Annotated in this window: 18 protein-coding genes; 16 read left to right on the forward strand and 2 right to left on the reverse strand. The window is 41.8% G+C overall.

Features of this window, described 5'->3' with window-relative positions; translation table 11 throughout:
* Positions 1 to 9: 9 nt before the first annotated feature.
* Entirely contained in the window at positions 10 to 1,758 is a 1,749-nt protein-coding gene (gene aspS, locus JU57_RS02480; RefSeq protein WP_037956542.1) for an aspartate--tRNA ligase, read from the reverse strand.
* 141 nt (positions 1,759 to 1,899) lie between these two features.
* Between aspS and JU57_RS02485 the strand changes: the two genes are divergently transcribed.
* Positions 1,900 to 2,739, forward strand: a complete 840-nt coding sequence (locus JU57_RS02485) for a GGDEF domain-containing protein (RefSeq protein ID WP_037956545.1) — start codon at positions 1,900 to 1,902, stop codon at positions 2,737 to 2,739.
* 26 nt (positions 2,740 to 2,765) lie between these two features.
* Here the strand turns inward: JU57_RS02485 and JU57_RS02490 are convergent, their stop codons facing one another.
* Positions 2,766 to 3,332 carry a YajG family lipoprotein gene (locus tag JU57_RS02490; protein ID WP_037956548.1) on the reverse strand — a complete coding sequence of 189 codons (567 nt, stop codon included), beginning with the start codon at positions 3,330 to 3,332 and terminating at the stop codon, positions 2,766 to 2,768.
* A gap of 98 nt (positions 3,333 to 3,430) precedes the next feature.
* Here JU57_RS02490 and JU57_RS02495 point away from each other — a divergent pair, with 98 nt between their 5' ends.
* From JU57_RS02495 to mrdA, 15 genes are all read left to right on the forward strand, one after another.
* Positions 3,431 to 4,309 (forward strand): NAD(+) kinase, encoded by an 879-nt coding sequence (locus tag JU57_RS02495; protein WP_037956550.1) that lies wholly within the window; start codon positions 3,431 to 3,433, stop codon positions 4,307 to 4,309.
* Positions 4,306 to 5,847 carry an AAA family ATPase gene (locus tag JU57_RS02500; protein WP_037956881.1) on the forward strand — a complete coding sequence of 514 codons (1,542 nt, stop codon included), beginning with the start codon at positions 4,306 to 4,308 and terminating at the stop codon, positions 5,845 to 5,847. Before JU57_RS02495 ends, JU57_RS02500 begins: the two co-directional genes overlap by 4 nt.
* A gap of 101 nt (positions 5,848 to 5,948) precedes the next feature.
* On the forward strand, positions 5,949 to 7,598 hold the full coding sequence (locus JU57_RS02505; RefSeq protein ID WP_037956553.1) for a lactate permease LctP family transporter: 1,650 nt from the start codon (positions 5,949 to 5,951) through the stop codon (positions 7,596 to 7,598).
* A gap of 121 nt (positions 7,599 to 7,719) precedes the next feature.
* Positions 7,720 to 8,973 (forward strand): diguanylate cyclase, encoded by a 1,254-nt coding sequence (locus tag JU57_RS02510; RefSeq protein WP_037956555.1) that lies wholly within the window; start codon positions 7,720 to 7,722, stop codon positions 8,971 to 8,973.
* Positions 8,974 to 9,774, forward strand: coding sequence for a TatD family hydrolase (locus tag JU57_RS02515; RefSeq protein ID WP_037956558.1), 801 nt, complete (start codon positions 8,974 to 8,976; stop codon positions 9,772 to 9,774). It abuts the gene before it with no gap.
* A gap of 37 nt (positions 9,775 to 9,811) precedes the next feature.
* Positions 9,812 to 11,053: a lytic transglycosylase domain-containing protein gene (locus tag JU57_RS02520; RefSeq protein WP_037956562.1), complete on the forward strand. Its 1,242-nt coding sequence runs from the start codon at positions 9,812 to 9,814 to the stop codon at positions 11,051 to 11,053.
* 94 nt (positions 11,054 to 11,147) lie between these two features.
* A complete protein-coding gene (locus tag JU57_RS02525; protein WP_037956565.1) occupies positions 11,148 to 11,831 on the forward strand; it encodes a septal ring lytic transglycosylase RlpA family protein in 684 nt (227 codons plus the stop codon).
* A 4-nt stretch (positions 11,832 to 11,835) separates the two neighbouring features.
* Positions 11,836 to 12,408 carry an imidazoleglycerol-phosphate dehydratase HisB gene (hisB, locus tag JU57_RS02530; protein WP_037956568.1) on the forward strand — a complete coding sequence of 191 codons (573 nt, stop codon included), beginning with the start codon at positions 11,836 to 11,838 and terminating at the stop codon, positions 12,406 to 12,408.
* Positions 12,408 to 12,905 (forward strand): HAD hydrolase family protein, encoded by a 498-nt coding sequence (locus JU57_RS02535; RefSeq protein ID WP_037956572.1) that lies wholly within the window; start codon positions 12,408 to 12,410, stop codon positions 12,903 to 12,905. Before hisB ends, JU57_RS02535 begins: the two co-directional genes overlap by 1 nt.
* Before the next feature lie 50 nt (positions 12,906 to 12,955).
* A complete protein-coding gene (locus JU57_RS02540) occupies positions 12,956 to 13,432 on the forward strand; it encodes a hypothetical protein (RefSeq protein WP_294875430.1) in 477 nt (158 codons plus the stop codon).
* On the forward strand, positions 13,429 to 13,893 hold the full coding sequence (gene lptA / locus JU57_RS02545) for a lipopolysaccharide transport periplasmic protein LptA (RefSeq protein WP_025344040.1): 465 nt from the start codon (positions 13,429 to 13,431) through the stop codon (positions 13,891 to 13,893). The genes JU57_RS02540 and lptA overlap by 4 nt, the downstream gene beginning before the upstream one ends.
* On the forward strand, positions 13,890 to 14,492 hold the full coding sequence (gene yihA / locus JU57_RS02550; RefSeq protein WP_294875433.1) for a ribosome biogenesis GTP-binding protein YihA/YsxC: 603 nt from the start codon (positions 13,890 to 13,892) through the stop codon (positions 14,490 to 14,492). The genes lptA and yihA overlap by 4 nt, the downstream gene beginning before the upstream one ends.
* Entirely contained in the window at positions 14,489 to 14,947 is a 459-nt protein-coding gene (locus tag JU57_RS02555) for an N-acetyltransferase (RefSeq protein ID WP_037956580.1), read from the forward strand. The genes yihA and JU57_RS02555 overlap by 4 nt, the downstream gene beginning before the upstream one ends.
* A complete protein-coding gene (locus JU57_RS02560; protein ID WP_294875436.1) occupies positions 14,896 to 15,387 on the forward strand; it encodes a hypothetical protein in 492 nt (163 codons plus the stop codon). The genes JU57_RS02555 and JU57_RS02560 overlap by 52 nt, the downstream gene beginning before the upstream one ends.
* Entirely contained in the window at positions 15,384 to 17,183 is a 1,800-nt protein-coding gene (gene mrdA, locus JU57_RS02565) for a penicillin-binding protein 2 (RefSeq protein ID WP_037956581.1), read from the forward strand. The genes JU57_RS02560 and mrdA overlap by 4 nt, the downstream gene beginning before the upstream one ends.
* The last annotated feature ends 11 nt before the right edge of the window (positions 17,184 to 17,194 follow it).

Below are 17,194 nucleotides of genomic sequence, written 5' to 3' on the forward strand. Positions count from 1 at the left end.
GTATCCTTTTTATTTGGTTTTTTCTCTAAGTCTAATGCCAAGATCACGCAACTGATCCCCTTCAACAGGACTGGGTGCGCGTGTTAATAAGCATTGTGCTTTTTGGGTTTTAGGGAAGGCAATCACATCACGAATACTTTCACTTTTGGTGATCAGCATCATCAAGCGATCCAGTCCGATGGCTAGCCCACCATGCGGTGGTGCTCCAAATTTAAGAGCGTCGAGTAAGAATTCAAACTTCTCATGCGCCTCTTCATCGCTGATACCAAGAAGATTAAAGACTTTTTGTTGAATCTCTTTTTTATGAATTCTAATACTTCCTCCACCCAGTTCAACACCGTTTAAAACGACATCGTAGGCGATGGATTCCATTTCATCAATCGGGGTGTTGTCAATATCTTTTGGCATCGTGAAGGGATGGTGAAGGGCTTTAACTTTGCCATTTTCAACTTCAAACATCTCAAAATCAACAACCCACGCAAACTCAAATCGATCTTTGGGGATGATGTTCATCGCTTCAGCTAGGAAAATACGAAAACGTCCCATGTAATCCAGAACAAGCTTTTTCTCACCCGCACCAAAGAAGATCGCGTCGCCTACATGTAAATCAGCAGCATTCACAATGGCTTGCAAATCTTCTTCATCAAAGAATTTTGCCAAAGGACCTTTCAGCCCCTCTTCTTTCATTTGAAAATACCCAAGTCCTGAGGCTCCAAATTTTCTGACATACTCTTCAAAGCCTTGCATTTGGCGTTTGGAGAAAATATTGTCGCCGTTGGGGACTTTAAGCGCTTTAATGCGGTTTTTCTTAGGATCTTTGGCAATGTTGCTAAAAATCTCATTTTTACACTTTGCAAAGATGTCGATGACGTCAATCATGCTTAGGTCGTAGCGAAGATCAGGTTTATCGGAGCCGTATTTTTCCATCGCCTCTTTAAAACGAATGCGGTTAAACGGAATGCTGATCTCATGACCGCATGCTTTGAAAACGTCTTTTAAAAGATTTTCAGTCACTTTCATCACATCTTCTTGGTTACAAAAACTCATCTCGATGTCAATTTGCGTAAATTCAGGCTGGCGATCTGCGCGCAAGTCTTCATCACGAAAACATTTAGCGACTTGAAAATAACGATCAAACCCTGCACACATTAAAAGTTGTTTGAAAAGTTGAGGCGATTGTGGAAGGGCATAAAATTCACCATTGTGAACACGACTTGGAACGAGATAATCACGTGCTCCCTCCGGAGTAGATTTGGTTAAAATAGGTGTTTCAACCTCTAAAAAACCTTGTGCATCGAGTGAATTACGAACGGCAATCGTGGCTTTACTTCTGAGTTTGAAAATTTCGTAGGCTTTTGGATTGCGAAGATCAAGGTAACGGTATTTTAGACGGACATCTTCACCCACATTGTTATCGCCGATAACAAACGGAACGGTTTCACTGGCATTTTCAATGATCAATTCATCGACAACAATTTCGATTTTACCTGTTTTAAGACGAGGATTTTCCAACCCTTCCCCTCTGGCTCGCACGCGGCCTTTGGCTTTTAAGACAAATTCATCTCTCACGTGGGCTGCAAGGTCATGCGCGCTGATGCTATCAGCAGGATCGCACACAAGTTGTACCAACCCCGATTTATCACGAAGGTCAATGAAGATAACTCCACCGTGATCTCTGTTGCTATTTGCCCAGCCACACACTTCGACAATTTCGCCAATGTTAGCGACATCTAAATCTGTACAATAATGACTTCTCAATGGTTCTTCCTAAAACGCTTTTTTAAAGTTAAGAGTATAGCTAAAAGTAGCTTTTCTTTAGTTTATTTTTAGAAGAGATTGTCATCTTTTGTGGTACAATGAACCCTAAGCTATTAAAAAATTCTCTCACTTTGGGGTAGCATGTCTTCAATGATGATGATTGGTGAATTGGTTTTTTTAATTGTCGGAGCTCTTTTCTTAGTGCGCGCACTCTCCCCTATTAAACGGTTAATTTCTGAGCTTCCAGATGGAACGTTAAAGCGGCGATGGAGACTCTTAATCAATCTTACACTCTTTTTTCTCCTCTTTTACTTTGTTTTTGGTTATAATTTATGGTTACTGCGTGAAAGCGTCACCATACTCTCGATCCTTGGTTCTTTAATGCTTCTTTTAGGCGGTATCGCTTCTTACGTGATGGGGCAACTGGCACTTCAAACCGCTAATGATGTTAAAAATATGGCGATTTTACAGCATGAAAGCATTACGGACGCACTGACAGGGCTTAAAAACAGACGCTATTTTGACCAGCGCATGAGCGAAGAGGTTGCTCTCTCCTTACGCCATAAACTTCCCTTGAGTTTAATGCTTTTGGATGTGGATCATTTCAAAAAAATTAACGATACGTATGGACACCAAATTGGGGATGAAGTCCTCTTTACACTTGCGAAGCTCATCTCAGGAATGGTGCGTGATAGCGATATTGTCGCCCGTTATGGAGGCGAAGAGATTGCCATCATTACCCCTCGAACGAACAAAGAAGAGGCAGCACTTTTGGCGGAGCGATTACGTGATTTGATTGAAAAAACGACGGTTGCAATGGTTGGAACCACCCAAGAGGTTGTGCAAGTGACGGTGAGTTTGGGGATTTGCTCCCTTAGCGCCGTTATTACCGATAAAGATGCCCTCTTAGAAGAGAGTGATCAAGCCCTTTACTTGGCAAAAAAATACGGACGCAACAGGGTCGTTGTGAGTAATTGGTAGAGGGAAGAGACGTCTCTTCCCGAGGGTTACATACGTGTTAAGCGTGTGACGATTTGATCGATACTGTCTGTAAATAACGAGTACAAGAACGGCTCTAAATCTTTGGAGTTATACGAAGGTGCGATCCATTTGCTTCCTTTTTGGCGGAAGTTTTGGGTGATGACATCGTCGCCTTTGCGCACAACCACTTCGATTTCGATCTCGCCATTTAGGTTTGCATCAAAATTTTTGTCATTGTAGATAAGTTCAATATCTTTAATAGAGACTTCGACAACAAGGTTCGCTTCACTGCTTGAAGCGTCGGTGTTAAAGCCTGCAAGATTGAGCGCGTATCCTAACCCTTCTGTGTATTTCTCAGCAAAATTTTCGTTACTGTAGAAGTTAATCGTGGTGGAACTTTTTTGATCCACATAACCGATAATATTTTTCTTCGCACGTAGATCTTTTACGGGTTTCAGATAAACGACTTTCTTATCACGTGTGAGTGGGCCTTTGTATTCAGCTTTGTACGATTCTAAACTTAGGGGTTCATTTTTGTAGGTACAACCGCTAAAAATAAGCAGTGCAACCGCTGCAAAAAAGAGATGTTTCATGGTAGTGCTCCTCGTGTTTGACCTTCTCTTAGGTCTGTCATATGGGCGAATTATAGCATAATCGCTGATTAATAAAAGAGACGCTAAAATGAGGTATCATGAAAATAACCAATCATATTAAAAAATTAACCACGATTACAACCGTAGGGCTTGTGAGCAAACCCAATGATGGCACGCTGTGCGGCTATGTGCATGAGATTGAAACAGCGCTCAATAAACACGGTGTCACCTTGCTGATTGAAGACAAAAGTGCCCAACTTTTGGGGTGTGGTGAAGGGGTGAGTTTTGAGCAGATGTGCAAAGCGAGTGATTTTCTGATCTCTCTAGGCGGAGATGGCACACTCATCTCGTTGTGTCGCAGAAGTTTGAAGTACCATAAACCCGTTTTGGGCATTCATGCGGGGCAATTGGGGTTTTTAACCGACATTCAAACCGATGAAATCAGCGATTTTATTGAAGAACTTTTTGAGGGAAATTACCGAATTGACACGCGAATGATGCTGGAAGTCTCTTTACATGTAAACGGTAAAGTGGAAAAAGTAGTCGCGTTTAACGACATTGTCTTATCGCGTTCGAAAATATCGCACATGAGCACGATTAAAGCCTATGTGGATGGGCAACTGTTTAACTCATACTATGGCGATGGGTTGATTGTCTCAACCCCTACAGGCTCGACCGCTTACAACCTCTCAGCCGGAGGTCCGGTGGTGTATCCACTCACTGAAGCGCTGATCATCACGCCGATTTGCCCGCATTCACTCTCTCAAAGACCGCTTGTATTGCCTGTGGATTTTGAGATTGCGTTTGAGAGTGATGGCGATACCGTAATTGTCGTGGATGGGCAAGATACCTATACGATGAATGAGATTGAGCGTGTGAGTGTGCGCATCGCAAAGCGAGGGGCAGAGCTAATCCACAGTTTGGATCGTGATTATTTTGAAATCTTGAAAAAGAAATTGCATTGGGGGCATCTGTGATAGAGCGCTTGTTGATTAAAAATCATCTCTCTTTTGCGGAGTGTGATATAGCGTTTGAAAAAGGGTTAGTGGTTTTTAGCGGCCCGAGTGGGGCAGGTAAATCGGTGTTGATGCAAGGACTTTTGTCACTGTTTGGGTATGGCGACGTCCATGCCGATGTGATTGAAGCCGTTGTGGGCGAGAAATTAGGACTTGAAGCCTTTGGTTTTGAAGAGGAAGAGCCGAATATTTTTAAATTTCTTAAAGCAAAGAATGCGCGCTATTTTATCAACACCCAAGCGGTCTCTAAAAAAGGGATGGTGGAGCTTTCGCGCACCTTCGTAAACTACCTCTCCATCAAAGATAACAGTGAATTTGACAATAGCCGCCTTTTAAGCTTGCTGGATGGCGTATGTGCGCGTCAAGAGCCCGATCATCAGGAGAGAGTGAGTAAATTTGAAACACTTTTTGGTGACTATAAAACCTTACGGGAAGAGCTCAAACAGATCGAAGCCGAAGAGCAAAAAGTCGAAGATCTCAAAGAGTTTGCACGTTTTGAAATTGCCAAGATCAATGAAGTCTCTCCCAGGATCGGCGAAGATGAAGAGCTGCTGAGTTTTAAGAAATCGCTCTCTAAAAAAGAGAAGATTGAAGCGGCGATGCAAAAAGCAGGAACTATTTTTGAACTTGAAAGCAGTGTGATTGAAGCACTTAGCCTTATTGAAACCGATAGCAGCTTTTTTGATGCGTGTATGAATGAACTACGTTTGGTGTTTGAAAAGCAAAATGAAACCCTCGAAGCTCTCGAAGAGATCGATGTAGAATCGCTTTTAGATCGCATCGAAAAGATTGCACAGCTCAAAAAACGGTATGGTTCAATTGAAGAGGCATTGGCGCATAAACAGAAGCGCGAAGAGGAGCTTGCACGGTACGAAAACATCGCTTTTGAAAAGAGCCAACTGGAAAAAACCGTTGCTACCTATGAGAGCGAAGTAGCGCAAAAGAGCCAACACATCAGCCAAACGCGCCACACCTATTTACCACTGTTAGAAGCGCGCCTCAATGACTACCTTTCACAACTGTATATGCCTTCTTTACAAGTCCGTTTGGAAGAGGGCGTCATGAGTGAACTTGGGTGTGATGCGTTACATGTAAACCTAGGCAAGGTCGATCTTAAAAAGATCAGTTCTGGCGAATACAACCGTGTCCGTTTAGCCTTTTTAGCCACACAAAATGAATTTTTACTCTCACGTGGCGGTGTGCTCATCCTCGATGAAATCGATGCAAACCTCAGTGGTAAAGAGTCCATGAGTGTCGCAAATGTGCTCAAGACCCTTTCATCAAAATACCAAATCTTTGCGATTTCCCACCAACCCCAACTCTCTTCGGTTGCCAATCAGCACTTTTTGGTCACCAAAGATGCTTTACATGTAAGCCATGTGGTACCGCTTGTGGAAGAGGAGCGTATTGTGGAATTGGCGCGCATGGTGAGTGGTGAGAATGTGAGCGATGAAGCGATCGTTTTTGCCAAGTCTCTTTTAGAGAGTGCAAATTTGTAACAGTTTTTCTCCACCTCATTTCGACTCGTTGCAAAAATCATACGAATGTCATATCTTTTCTTTACTCTGCGTGTAGAGTTTACATTTAAGAGGAGGTTTGTATGCAAACTTGGCAACAAGTTTATTCCCCCATTGCGGGCAGTTTAGGGCTATCTGCACTTGTGGCGTTAATCCCTATTATCTTTTTCTTTCTAGCACTTGCCGTGTTTAGAATGAAAGGTCATTTTGCCGCAACGATTACATTAGCACTTTCGATGATTGTGGCTGTTGTTGGTTTTGGTATGCCTACGAATATGGCATTTGCTTCAGCAGGTTATGGCTTTTTGTACGGTCTTTGGCCGATTGCTTGGATTATCGTCGCGTCGGTTTTCCTTTACAAGCTAACGGTTAAAAGTGGGCAATTTGGCATTATTCGTAACTCCATTCTTACGATTACCGACGATCAACGTATCCAAGTCATCCTCATTGGTTTTGCCTTTGGTGCGTTTTTAGAGGGTGCGGCTGGTTTTGGTGCTCCAGTTGCGATTACCGCGGCGATTCTTGTGGGGCTTGGGTTCCAGCCGATCTATGCAGCCGGTCTTTGTTTGATCGCCAATACCGCTCCCGTTGCCTTTGGTGCGTTGGGTATTCCTATCTTGGTTGCCGGTAAAGTCACAGGCATCGATCCATTTTTAGTCGGTGCAATGGCAGGACGTCAGCTTCCATTCCTTTCTATCCTTATTCCTCTTTGGATTGTAGCGATGATGGATGGTTGGAGAGGTGTTAAAGAAGTATGGCCAGCGGCGCTTGTAGCAGGTGGCAGTTTTGCATTGTCTCAATACGCAACGTCTAACTTCATCGGACCAGAGTTACCAGACGTAACCTCTGCCATCCTCTCTATCGTCTCATTAACTGTTTTCTTAAAATTTTGGAAACCTAAAAATGTCATGAAAGGGCATGTTTCGGCTGAACTTGAGAAAGAGACCCAAAAAGCACACACAGGTGCAGAAGTTCTTAAAGCATGGTCACCGTTTATTATTCTCTCCGTTATGGTAACGATTTGGACGACCAATGCCTTTAAAGCGTACTTTGCTAAAGGACAAATTTTTGCAGGTACTATTTTCAACTTTGAATTTACCAGTATCAGCAAAGCAATCTTTAAAATGATGCCCATTGTGCAAAAACCAACAGCATTTGAAGTAGTGTATACTTTCAATCCACTCTCAGCAACAGGAACTGCGATCTTCTTTGCGGCGATTATCTCTATGTTTGTTTTAAGAGTGAACATTGGTACCGCAATTAAGACTATGGGTGAAACACTCTTTGAGCTTAAATGGGCGATTTTATCGATTGGTATGGTTTTAGGCTTTGCCTTTGTGATGAACTACTCAGGTATGTCAACGACGATGGCACTTGTGCTTGCAAACACAGGGTTCTTGTTCCCATTCTTCTCTCCAATCCTTGGTTGGTTAGGCGTCTTCTTGACAGGTTCCGATACTTCATCCAATGCACTTTTCTGCGGATTACAACAAAATACAGCGCAACAATTAGGGCTTAATGAAACCTTAATGGTTACCGCCAATACCACCGGTGGTGTTTGTGGTAAGATGATCTCTCCTCAATCCATCTCGATTGCATGTGCGTCTGCTGGTATTGTTGGAAAAGAGTCTGACCTCTTTAGATTTACCGTAAAACACAGTTTGATTCTTGTGACCATTATGGGCTTGATGACCATGGCACAAGCCTATATCTTTACGTGGATGATTCCTTAATCTTACGTAATCTTCACTCCTTTTTAGGCGGTGGTTTGATCCTCCACCGCCTCCTTTAGAAAATTTCCAAAATTTTATGTTAGAATCTACTTAATCTTACATGTAATGATTAGGAACAGTGATGGCACGCGAAAAGATTTTAATTGTTGAAGATAATAAAGCACTCTCCAAATTGATCGTCAAAAAGATGGAAGCCAGTTTGGATTTTGATGTGGATGCCGCTTATAGCTTTGAAGAGGCTCAAAAGATTGTTGAAAAGAACAATGATTATTTTGTCGCACTTCTTGATCTCAACCTTCCCGATGCATCTGATGGCGAAGTGGTTGACTTGATCTTGTCACACAAAATTCCTTCTATTATTCTCACAGGTTCGATGGATCAGGAGATACGTGAAAAGATTTTGAAAAAAGATGTGATTGATTATGTCTATAAAGGCAATATCGATGATGTCAATTATATTTTCACACTGATTGAGAGACTGCATAAAAACCGTGATATTAAAGTCATGATCGTAGATGATTCTATGGCAACACGCTCCCAAATCAAATCCCTTTTACAACACCAGATGTTTAAAGTCATTGTCGCAGCACACGGTGAAGAGGCACTGGCATTTTTAAGGGATAATCCTGACATTAAGCTTATTTTAACCGATTATTTGATGCCGGTTATTGATGGTGTGGAGCTGACCAAAGAGGTTCGCAAGCTCTACAATAAAAATGAACTCTCCATCATTGCGATGACGGCAAGCAATCAAGAGCTTATTTCGGCGAAATTTCTTAAAATTGGTGTGAATGATTTTATCACTAAACCTTTTTTACGAGAAGAGATAGCCTGTCGTATTAACAACTCATTGGATGCACTAGAGTACATCGCTCAAATTAAAAGTATGGCGCAAAATGATTTTTTAAGTGGTCTTGCAAACAGACGTCATTTTTTTGAGGTGATGCGTGAGTATTTTTATGAGGCAAAAAAGCGCGATGAATCGTTTGCTATAGCGTTAATTGATGTGGATAATTTTAAGCAGATTAACGATACCTTAGGGCACCATGTGGGCGATACGGTTATTGTTGAATTGGCAAAAGCCTTGAGTAAACACCTTACGCATGATCATTTTATTGCGCGTTGGGGTGGTGATGAGTTTTGTGTGGTGCTTAAAAATATTGAGCAAAAAAAGGCATTGGAATTTTTTATCAAACTCAAAAGTGCCATTTCAGGACTTCATATTAAAACCAAAGAGAAAAAAGAGGTGAGTGTGAATATCTCCATTGGCGTGACCTTTGGTGATTTAGACAGCGTCGAAGAGATGATCAATCAAGCCGATAAGGCACTCTATATTTCGAAAAAAAATGGACGAAATAGGGTTGAGGTCGCTTAAATGATCATTGATACCCATTGCCATTTAGATGATATTCAGTTTCGAAATGATGTCGATCATGTGATTCAAAATGCGTATGAAAAAGGGGTGCAGGGGATTATTATTCCAGGTGCAGATCGTGAAGATTTAAGCTATGCTCAAGAACTTTCTCATCGCTATGAGCATATCTTCTTTGCAGCCGGAATCCATCCGTATCATCATGAGCAGTATGATGAAAAAATCCTCCAATCTTTTTTAAAAGATGAAAAATGTATCGCTGTAGGTGAGTGTGGATTAGACTATTTTAGATTGCCTGAAAATGCTCATGAAAAAGAGATTGAAAAACAGCAACAACAACACGTTTTCTCGCAGCACATAGCGCTTGCAAGAGAGCTTAAGAAGCCATTGATCGTTCATATTCGCGATGCCAACGAAGATAGCAAGCGTCTTTTACTCGAAGGAAAAGCCGGCGAAGTAGGAGGTGTTTTGCACTGTTATAACGCTTCAAAACATCTTTTAGATTTAGCACAGCATGATTTTTATTTTGGGATTGGTGGTGTATTAACCTTTAAAAATGCCAAAAATTTAGTCGAAGTTTTACCCTTGATTCCTCACGAAAAACTCCTCATTGAAACGGACGCTCCCTACCTCACACCGATGCCGCATCGAGGAAAACGCAATGAGCCAGCCTATACGCTTTTGGTGGCAGAAAAGATGGCAGAGCTTTTAAATATGAGTGTCACCGAACTTCACAATCTAACCTCAAAAAATGCTTTTACACTCTTTAAAGCTTTGGAAAAGATAAAGTTAGCTACAATCTAAGGAATCATAAGCAATAAAAACACGATAAAGGAGAGGCATGTATAAGGTTATTTTAACCCTTTTTTTTCTATTTCAGAGTCTCCATGCTTTTTTAAATACCGATAATAACTATGAAAAACAACTTACCGCTCTCAAAAATTTTGATCTTCCTTACACCTTCTTGAAAGATTCTATCTTTATCTCGATGCAAGAAGACGTAGAGGTGTATAAGACCAAACATTTCTTGCGCACATTAGAGAGTGGCGACCGATTTGTGCCTATTTTGCAAAAAATGATGCAAGAAGCGGGCGTTCCAGCGGAGTTTTTATACCTTGCGATGACCGAATCGAGTTTTGACCCTTACTCCTCTTCTTCCGCACGAGCTTCAGGCATTTGGCAATTTATCCCCGATACTGCGCGTCGTTACGGTTTGGTGAACAATGCCTTTGTCGATGAGAGGCGTGATCCGATCAAATCCACTGAAGCAGCGATTGCTTATCTGAAACGTTTACACGATATGTTTGGCAAATGGTATTTGGCAGCCTTGGCGTATAACTGTGGGGAAGGGTATGTTACCAAAGCGATTGCAAAAGCAGGAACGGATGACATTAGCGTTTTGTTAGATGAAAATCAAAAATACCTTCCCAAAGAGAGTAGGCTCTATATTCGTAAAATTTTGATGATGAGTTTTATCTCAGGCAGTACCGATTTTATGCTGGATAATGGCTCAGAGTATCTGCTTAATCGTGCCAATAATGCAACGTTTGTCAAAGTTTCTGTTCAAAGTGGCACACCATTGCGCGATGTTGCTGAGAGTATTGGTATCTCAGTTAAGGAGCTTAAATCCTATAATCCTCATCTCAAACATGCTTTTGTCTCTCCTCTGGGCGCTAAAGGGTATCTTTACATTCCCCAAGATCGTCAAGTCTCTTTTTCTCAAAATTTTGATCAAACGAAAGAGCCTCAAAAATACGCTGTCTATAACACCAAAAAAGGGGACTCACTGCAAAGTATTGCGAAAAGATACGGCGTGAGTTATCAATCGTTGATGGAGCTTAATAACCTTAAAACAGCAGCTATAAAACCAAAAACAGAATTGATAGTGCCTTCTGGTGTTCCAATGCCTGTCACAACGCCTTCTTCTTCTAATGCTGAAAAAATCTACGTGATTAAAGCCGGTGACACCATTGAAACCGTAGCGAAAAAGTATGATATTCCCGTCGCACAATTGATCAAAGTCAATAAGAAAAAAAATGCACTTGTCAAAGTGGGAGAGAGTATTGTCATTCCAAAAAATTAGTGGATTAAGCCTTTGTGTTGTCATGGTTTTGATGTTTTACGGATGCTCTTCTAAAAATAACGCTTACCCGTATCGTACGAGTGGAGGTGCTACTATGGCGCCTCCTGAAGGTACAGGTTCCATCAATGATTCTCCTGCTATGCACCGAGCTACGATGCGCCCTTACACCATTGATGGGAAAATGTATACGCCCACGATGGTCAGCGTTGGGGATTATTTCAGTGGAATTTCGAGTTGGTACGGCAAAGACTTCCATGGCAAAAAAACGTCCAATGGCGAAGTGTACAATATGTATGAGATGACCGCAGCCCACAAAACCCTTCCCATGAATACGATGCTTAAAGTCACCAATCTGAAAAACAATAAAAGCATTGTGGTTCGCGTGAACGATCGAGGTCCCTTTGTGGGAACGAGGATTATCGATCTCTCCTATACGGCGGCGACGCGGATTGACTTGGTTGCGAATGGCACAGGCCCTGTAGGTATTGAAGTGATTGGTTTTGCCGGTGTTGTTGCTCCTTCTGGCTCACCAAAACAGAGTGTCGTAGAGACCGATTATCTGATCCAAATTGGTGCATTTAGAAATAAAGAGGGTGCAACGCGCTTTGCCCAAAGCAATATGAATGTCAATAATCGCTACAATGCGATTATTAAAGAGGGAACCTTTGAAAATGAGCCGATCTACCGTGTCTGGCTCAAAGGGTTTGGCAGCGAAGCGGAAGCCTCCGATTTCATTGCAAAAGGGTCGTACAAAGGCTCATTTATCGTAAGGGAATAGTAGTATGCAAACACTCCAACGCATCACCAAAGAGACACAGATCAGTGTTGAATTAGAGATTAATGGTACGGGAAAAGCCGTTATTGAGACAGGAATTGGTTTTTTTGACCATATGCTTGAAGCGTTTGCTAAGCACTCCTTGATCGATTTGACGCTTACATGTAAAGGCGATACGCACATCGATTTTCACCACAGTGTTGAAGATGTCGGCATTGTGCTAGGGCAAGCTTTGCGTGCTTCGATTTACCCGATTGAGTCTGTTGAGCGTTATGGCAATGCGGTTGTGGTCATGGACGAAGCGGCTGTGGAATGCGCCTTGGATCTGAGCAATCGTGCTTACCTCGTGTATGAAGTTGAGATGGAAGGCAAAGTCGGCGCCTTTGATGTTGAACTTGCAGAAGAGTTTTTCAGAGCCCTCATTGTCAATGCCGGTATCAGTGCTCATATCGTTGCGCGTCGTGGTAAAAACAGACACCACCTTTTAGAAGCGGCGTTTAAATCGTTTGCTGTAGCCCTTCGTCGAAGTTTAGTGAAAAATGAGCGTGTGGGAATTCCCAGTACGAAAGGTGTGTTGTAATGATTGAATTATTGGTATTTGATGTGGATGGCTGTTTGACCGATGGGGGCATCATGTATGGCAACAGCGAAACAGAAGAGTTTAAAACGTTTCATGTTAAAGATGGTTTTGGCATTGTCTCATGGATGAAGCTTGGTCGCAAAAGTGCGATCATTACAGGGCGGAGTTCGGGTGTCGTGACCAAACGAGCGAAAGAGCTGGGAATCACCCATTTGTACCAAGATGTTAAAGATAAAAAAGCTGTTTTGCAAGCCATTTTGACCAAAGAAGGTTTGGGATTTGAAAATGTGGCTGCCATTGGAGATGATCTGAATGATCTAAGCCTTTTACGCGCAGTAGGTCTCTCATTTTGCCCCAAAGATGCCATGCCTTTGATTCAAAAAGAGGTGGATGTGATTTTAAGCAAAGAGGGTGGACGTGCAGCCGTTCGAGAGATGATCGATATGGTGGTCGAAAAAGAAAACTTAAGTGAGGCATTCGTAAACCTTTGGCTCTAAAAATCCTTTCTTGTGCAACCATGCTTTTTTTTGGCATGATGATTTTTCTCATGATCAAAGAACCTTATACGATTGATATGCATGATGCCAATGGCAATCTTGTCCCTGAAGTAGAGCTTTTTAATGCCCAAAATTATCAACTGAAAGAGGGTAGCATCGAAAGCATTGTCCATTCGGAGTATGTTGCACGCTATAAAGATTTTGATAAGCTGTATGTGATTCATGCAGGACATAAAACCAAAGAGGGATTGCGTGGCATACTCACCTCCGATGAAGGAACACTGCAAAATAATATCATGCACTTTATGACCAATTCGCACTATTATCGGGATGATGGTGTCTCGCTAGAGGGTGAAGATATTTTTTATGATCTGAAGCAAGAAATTTTAAGCAGTGAAAAACCCTTTATTTTTGCCCAAAAGCAGAGCCGTAGCCATGGGCTTTCATTTGTTTATCAGATGAAAGAGGGCACAATAAGCGCCACGAATATACACTCCTTTATTCAACAACTAGGAAAAACGAAATGAAAAAATTGGGTTTACTCTGCCTCTGCCTTTCGCAACTGCTCATCAGTGCAGAAGTAGAAGTGACGGCCGATAAATTTTTTGCCGATGAAAAAAAACAGATCAGTATTTTTGAGGGGCATGTTGTGGTCATCAAAGAGGGTGATAAACTGACCGCTAAGAAAGTTGTGATTGAATTTGATGAGAAAAAACAACCCCTTCGCTATATCGCTACAGGCGATGCGAAAGGTAATTTAACGATGAACCAAAAGAAGTATTATGGCGAAGCGGAAAAGATGACCTATGAGCCGACTAAAAGTCTTTACACCCTTGAAAAGAAAGCTTTTTTGCATGAGATAGAGACCGATAAAAAAGTCTACGGTGATTTTATTCGTGCCAATCAAAATACAGGGCAGTACGAAGTCGATGGCAAGGGTGCGGGACCTGTGAAATTTATCTTCAAAGTTGAGGATAAAAAACAGTGATCAAAGTCAAAGACGCCTTCTTTGTGAAGTCAGCTTCTAAAATGGAAGAGACGACACCAGAGGGAATGAGCGAAGTTGCCTTTATTGGTCGCAGTAATGTAGGCAAAAGCTCGATTATTAATGCACTCACGAATAAAAAAGGGCTCGCTAAAAGCTCTTCAACTCCGGGTAAAACACGTCTGATTAACTTTTTTCAGATTGTTTTGGCAGATGGTGAGAAGACCTACCATATGCAACTGGTGGATCTTCCAGGTTTTGGGTATGCTAGAGTATCGCACAGCCTCAAAGAGGAGTGGCAGAAAAATCTAACGATTTACATTCAAAAACGTGTTTCCATTCGCACGTTTGTGCATCTCATTGATTCACGTCACCCTTTTTTAGAGATTGATCAAGCAGTACACACCTATCTTGAAGAAATTGTAAGACCCGATCAGACTATTTTACGTATTTTTACCAAACTCGATAAACTCAAACAGAGCGAAATCAGTGTGATTAAAAAGAATTATCCGGGCGCTCTTTTGGTCTCAAGTAGCAGTAAAAAAGGGATTGATAAAGCCTTAGAAGCCATTTTTGCAACGCTTTTTGGAGATCAAGAATGATTCATTACACCAAAGCAAAACTCAGCGATATTGTCCTGATGCAAGAGGTTGTGCAACCTGAAGTGGAAAAAGGCATCATTTTATTTCGCAGTTCTGATGAGATGGCGACGAACATTCGCTCGTACATTCTTGCCAAAGAAGATGAGCAGATTATTGGTTTTGGAGCACTCCATTTTCATGCCGATGATTTAGCCGAGATCCGAAGCCTTGTGGTCAAAGATGGCTTGAGGGGTCGTGGTGTTGGCAAAGGTATTATTCAAACACTGATGACTGAAGGTGAGAGTTTGGGTGTGAAAAAAGTCTTTACCTTAACCTATCAAAAAGCATTTTTTGAATCGGTTGGTTTTAGTGAAATCCCCAAAGAAGCACTGCCTACGCATAAAATATGGGCGGATTGTATCAAATGCAAACATTTTCCAATATGCGACGAAATAGCGCTCATCAAAACTATCTAACCCTCTTTTGGATCAGCGGATGGCTCTTGTGTGGGCTTGCGATGTCCTCACTCTATCCGCTTATTCCCTCCTTTGTGGGAGTGGTTTTTTGCTATCTTATTTTAAACTTTAATCGTCATGAAGAGAATGCCATGCCTCTGTTTTTAGCCTTTCTCTATCTTTGCTTGTACGATCTTACCAAAGGCTTTTACCTCTTTTCGTATGTCATTTTATTTACCATTATTTACAAATTTGCGATTTATAAAATTCAAAATATTATTACATGTAACAACTGTATTTTAGCCGCGTATGTGGCAATGGCGTATTTGGGGCATTATCTGCTCAATGCTTTTTTTGCTTACTTGGACAACGAATCTTTTCCCTATTTTTCCAATGTCTATTTTTACTATATTGCAATTGATTCCATACTTTCGTTTATGCTGTTTAAGGTGACACGGTGAGAATTAAGATCGTTCTTGCCATCTTCATTTCGGTGTGGATTGCTCTTTTAGTCCGAGTTTATTATATTAGCATTAAATCCAATGCCTATTACGAAGAGATTGCCAAACAAAATGCGGTTAAAGTGGAAGATCTTGCTCCGTTGCGTGGCGTGATTTTAGATCGAAATTTAAATCCCCTATCGGTCAATCGTTTGGGATTTTCGATTGGTATTAAACCAAGACTCAGTCTCAAAGCCAGCCGTGATATGTTGGATGAAGAAATTGCTTTCTTATCATCGGTTTTGCCCGATTTTAGTGTCAAAGAGCTTACTCGAGAGTATCTCAAAGCAGACTCGGCTTACAATCATGATTTTGTCGAAGTTATCCCTTTTATCCCTTATGATAAGCTTATTCCCCAATTTGCTAAAATCGCACAACACGATAATTTGAGAATTAAAATTACCTCGAAACGACACTATCCGCATGGCACACTCGCATCGCATGTGATTGGCTATGTAGGTAAGTCCAACGCCCAAGATGTGGCGGAAGATGAAACGGCAAAGTTGGTAGGTTTTTCAGGAAAAACGGGCATCGAAAAATTTTATAACACCGTTTTACAAGGGGTCAAAGGTGAGAAAAAGACCAAAGTAACGGCATTTAACCAAATCATTGAACAGGTGAGCAAAACACTTCCTCAGAGTAATGACCTTATCTTAAGCCTTGATCTTGATTTGCAACGCTACATTGCAGAACTTTTTGGCGAGGACAGTGGCGCGGTGGTGGTGATGAACGCCAAAAATGGTGAAATATTAGCTGCTGCGAGTTTTCCTGAGTATGATCTTAATACCTTTGTCAATGGCATCTCAAGGGAAGAGTGGGCAGTGTTGGCAAACGACCTGAACCATCCTTTTACCAATAAATTGGTCAATGGTCTTTACCCTCCAGGCTCAATTGTGAAGATGGGCGTTGGTATGGCGATGATGAACTCAGGCATCGTTACGCCCACTATGACGTTTGAATCAACAGGGACAATGGAGTTAGGCGGTCGTGTTTTTCGTGATTGGAAAAAAGAGGGGCATGGCATTATCTCCTATGCACGGGCGATTAAAGAGAGTTGCGATGACTACTTTTACAAAGCTAGCTTGAAAACAGGCATTGACAATATTGCACCGTTTCTTTCTAAAATTGGATTTGCTCAAAAAACAGGTATCGATCTGCCACGTGAATTCATTGGAACGGTTCCGAGTCGCGAGTGGAAAAAAGCACGTTTTGGCAAAGGGTGGTCACAAGGTGAAACGCTCATTAGCTCCATCGGGCAAGGTTATTTTCTCGTAACACCCGTGCAGGTTGCAAAATACACCGCGTTTCTTGCGACAGGCAATGGTGTGACGCCACATTTTGTGAGTAAAATTAACGATGAAGCACTTGATTTTCCCGTAGATCCAAATATTGTCAGTGAGAATGAAAAACGCTATTTGAAGATAACGAGAGATGCGATGTACGAAGTGGCGAATGTTCAAGGGGGTACGGCGCTGAGGCATATCAACCTTACAGCTCCTTTTAAGATTGCGGCCAAGACGGGTACGGCTCAAGTGGTGGGTATCTCACAAACCGATAAAAAACGTATGCGCGAAGAGGACATGGAGTACTACCAACGCTCTCACGCGTGGCTTACAACGTATGGTCCTCATGATAACCCTCAATACGTCGTAACCGTTTTGGTTGAACATGGAGGGCACGGTGGAAGCGAAGGCGGCCCCATTGTCTCTAAAATTTACGATAAGCTCTATGAAAAGGGTTATATCACGCTCAAATAATTCTTACATAT

The sequence above is a fragment of the Sulfurospirillum sp. SCADC genome, assembly GCF_000743525.1.
GTDB lineage: Bacteria > Campylobacterota > Campylobacteria > Campylobacterales > Sulfurospirillaceae > Sulfurospirillum.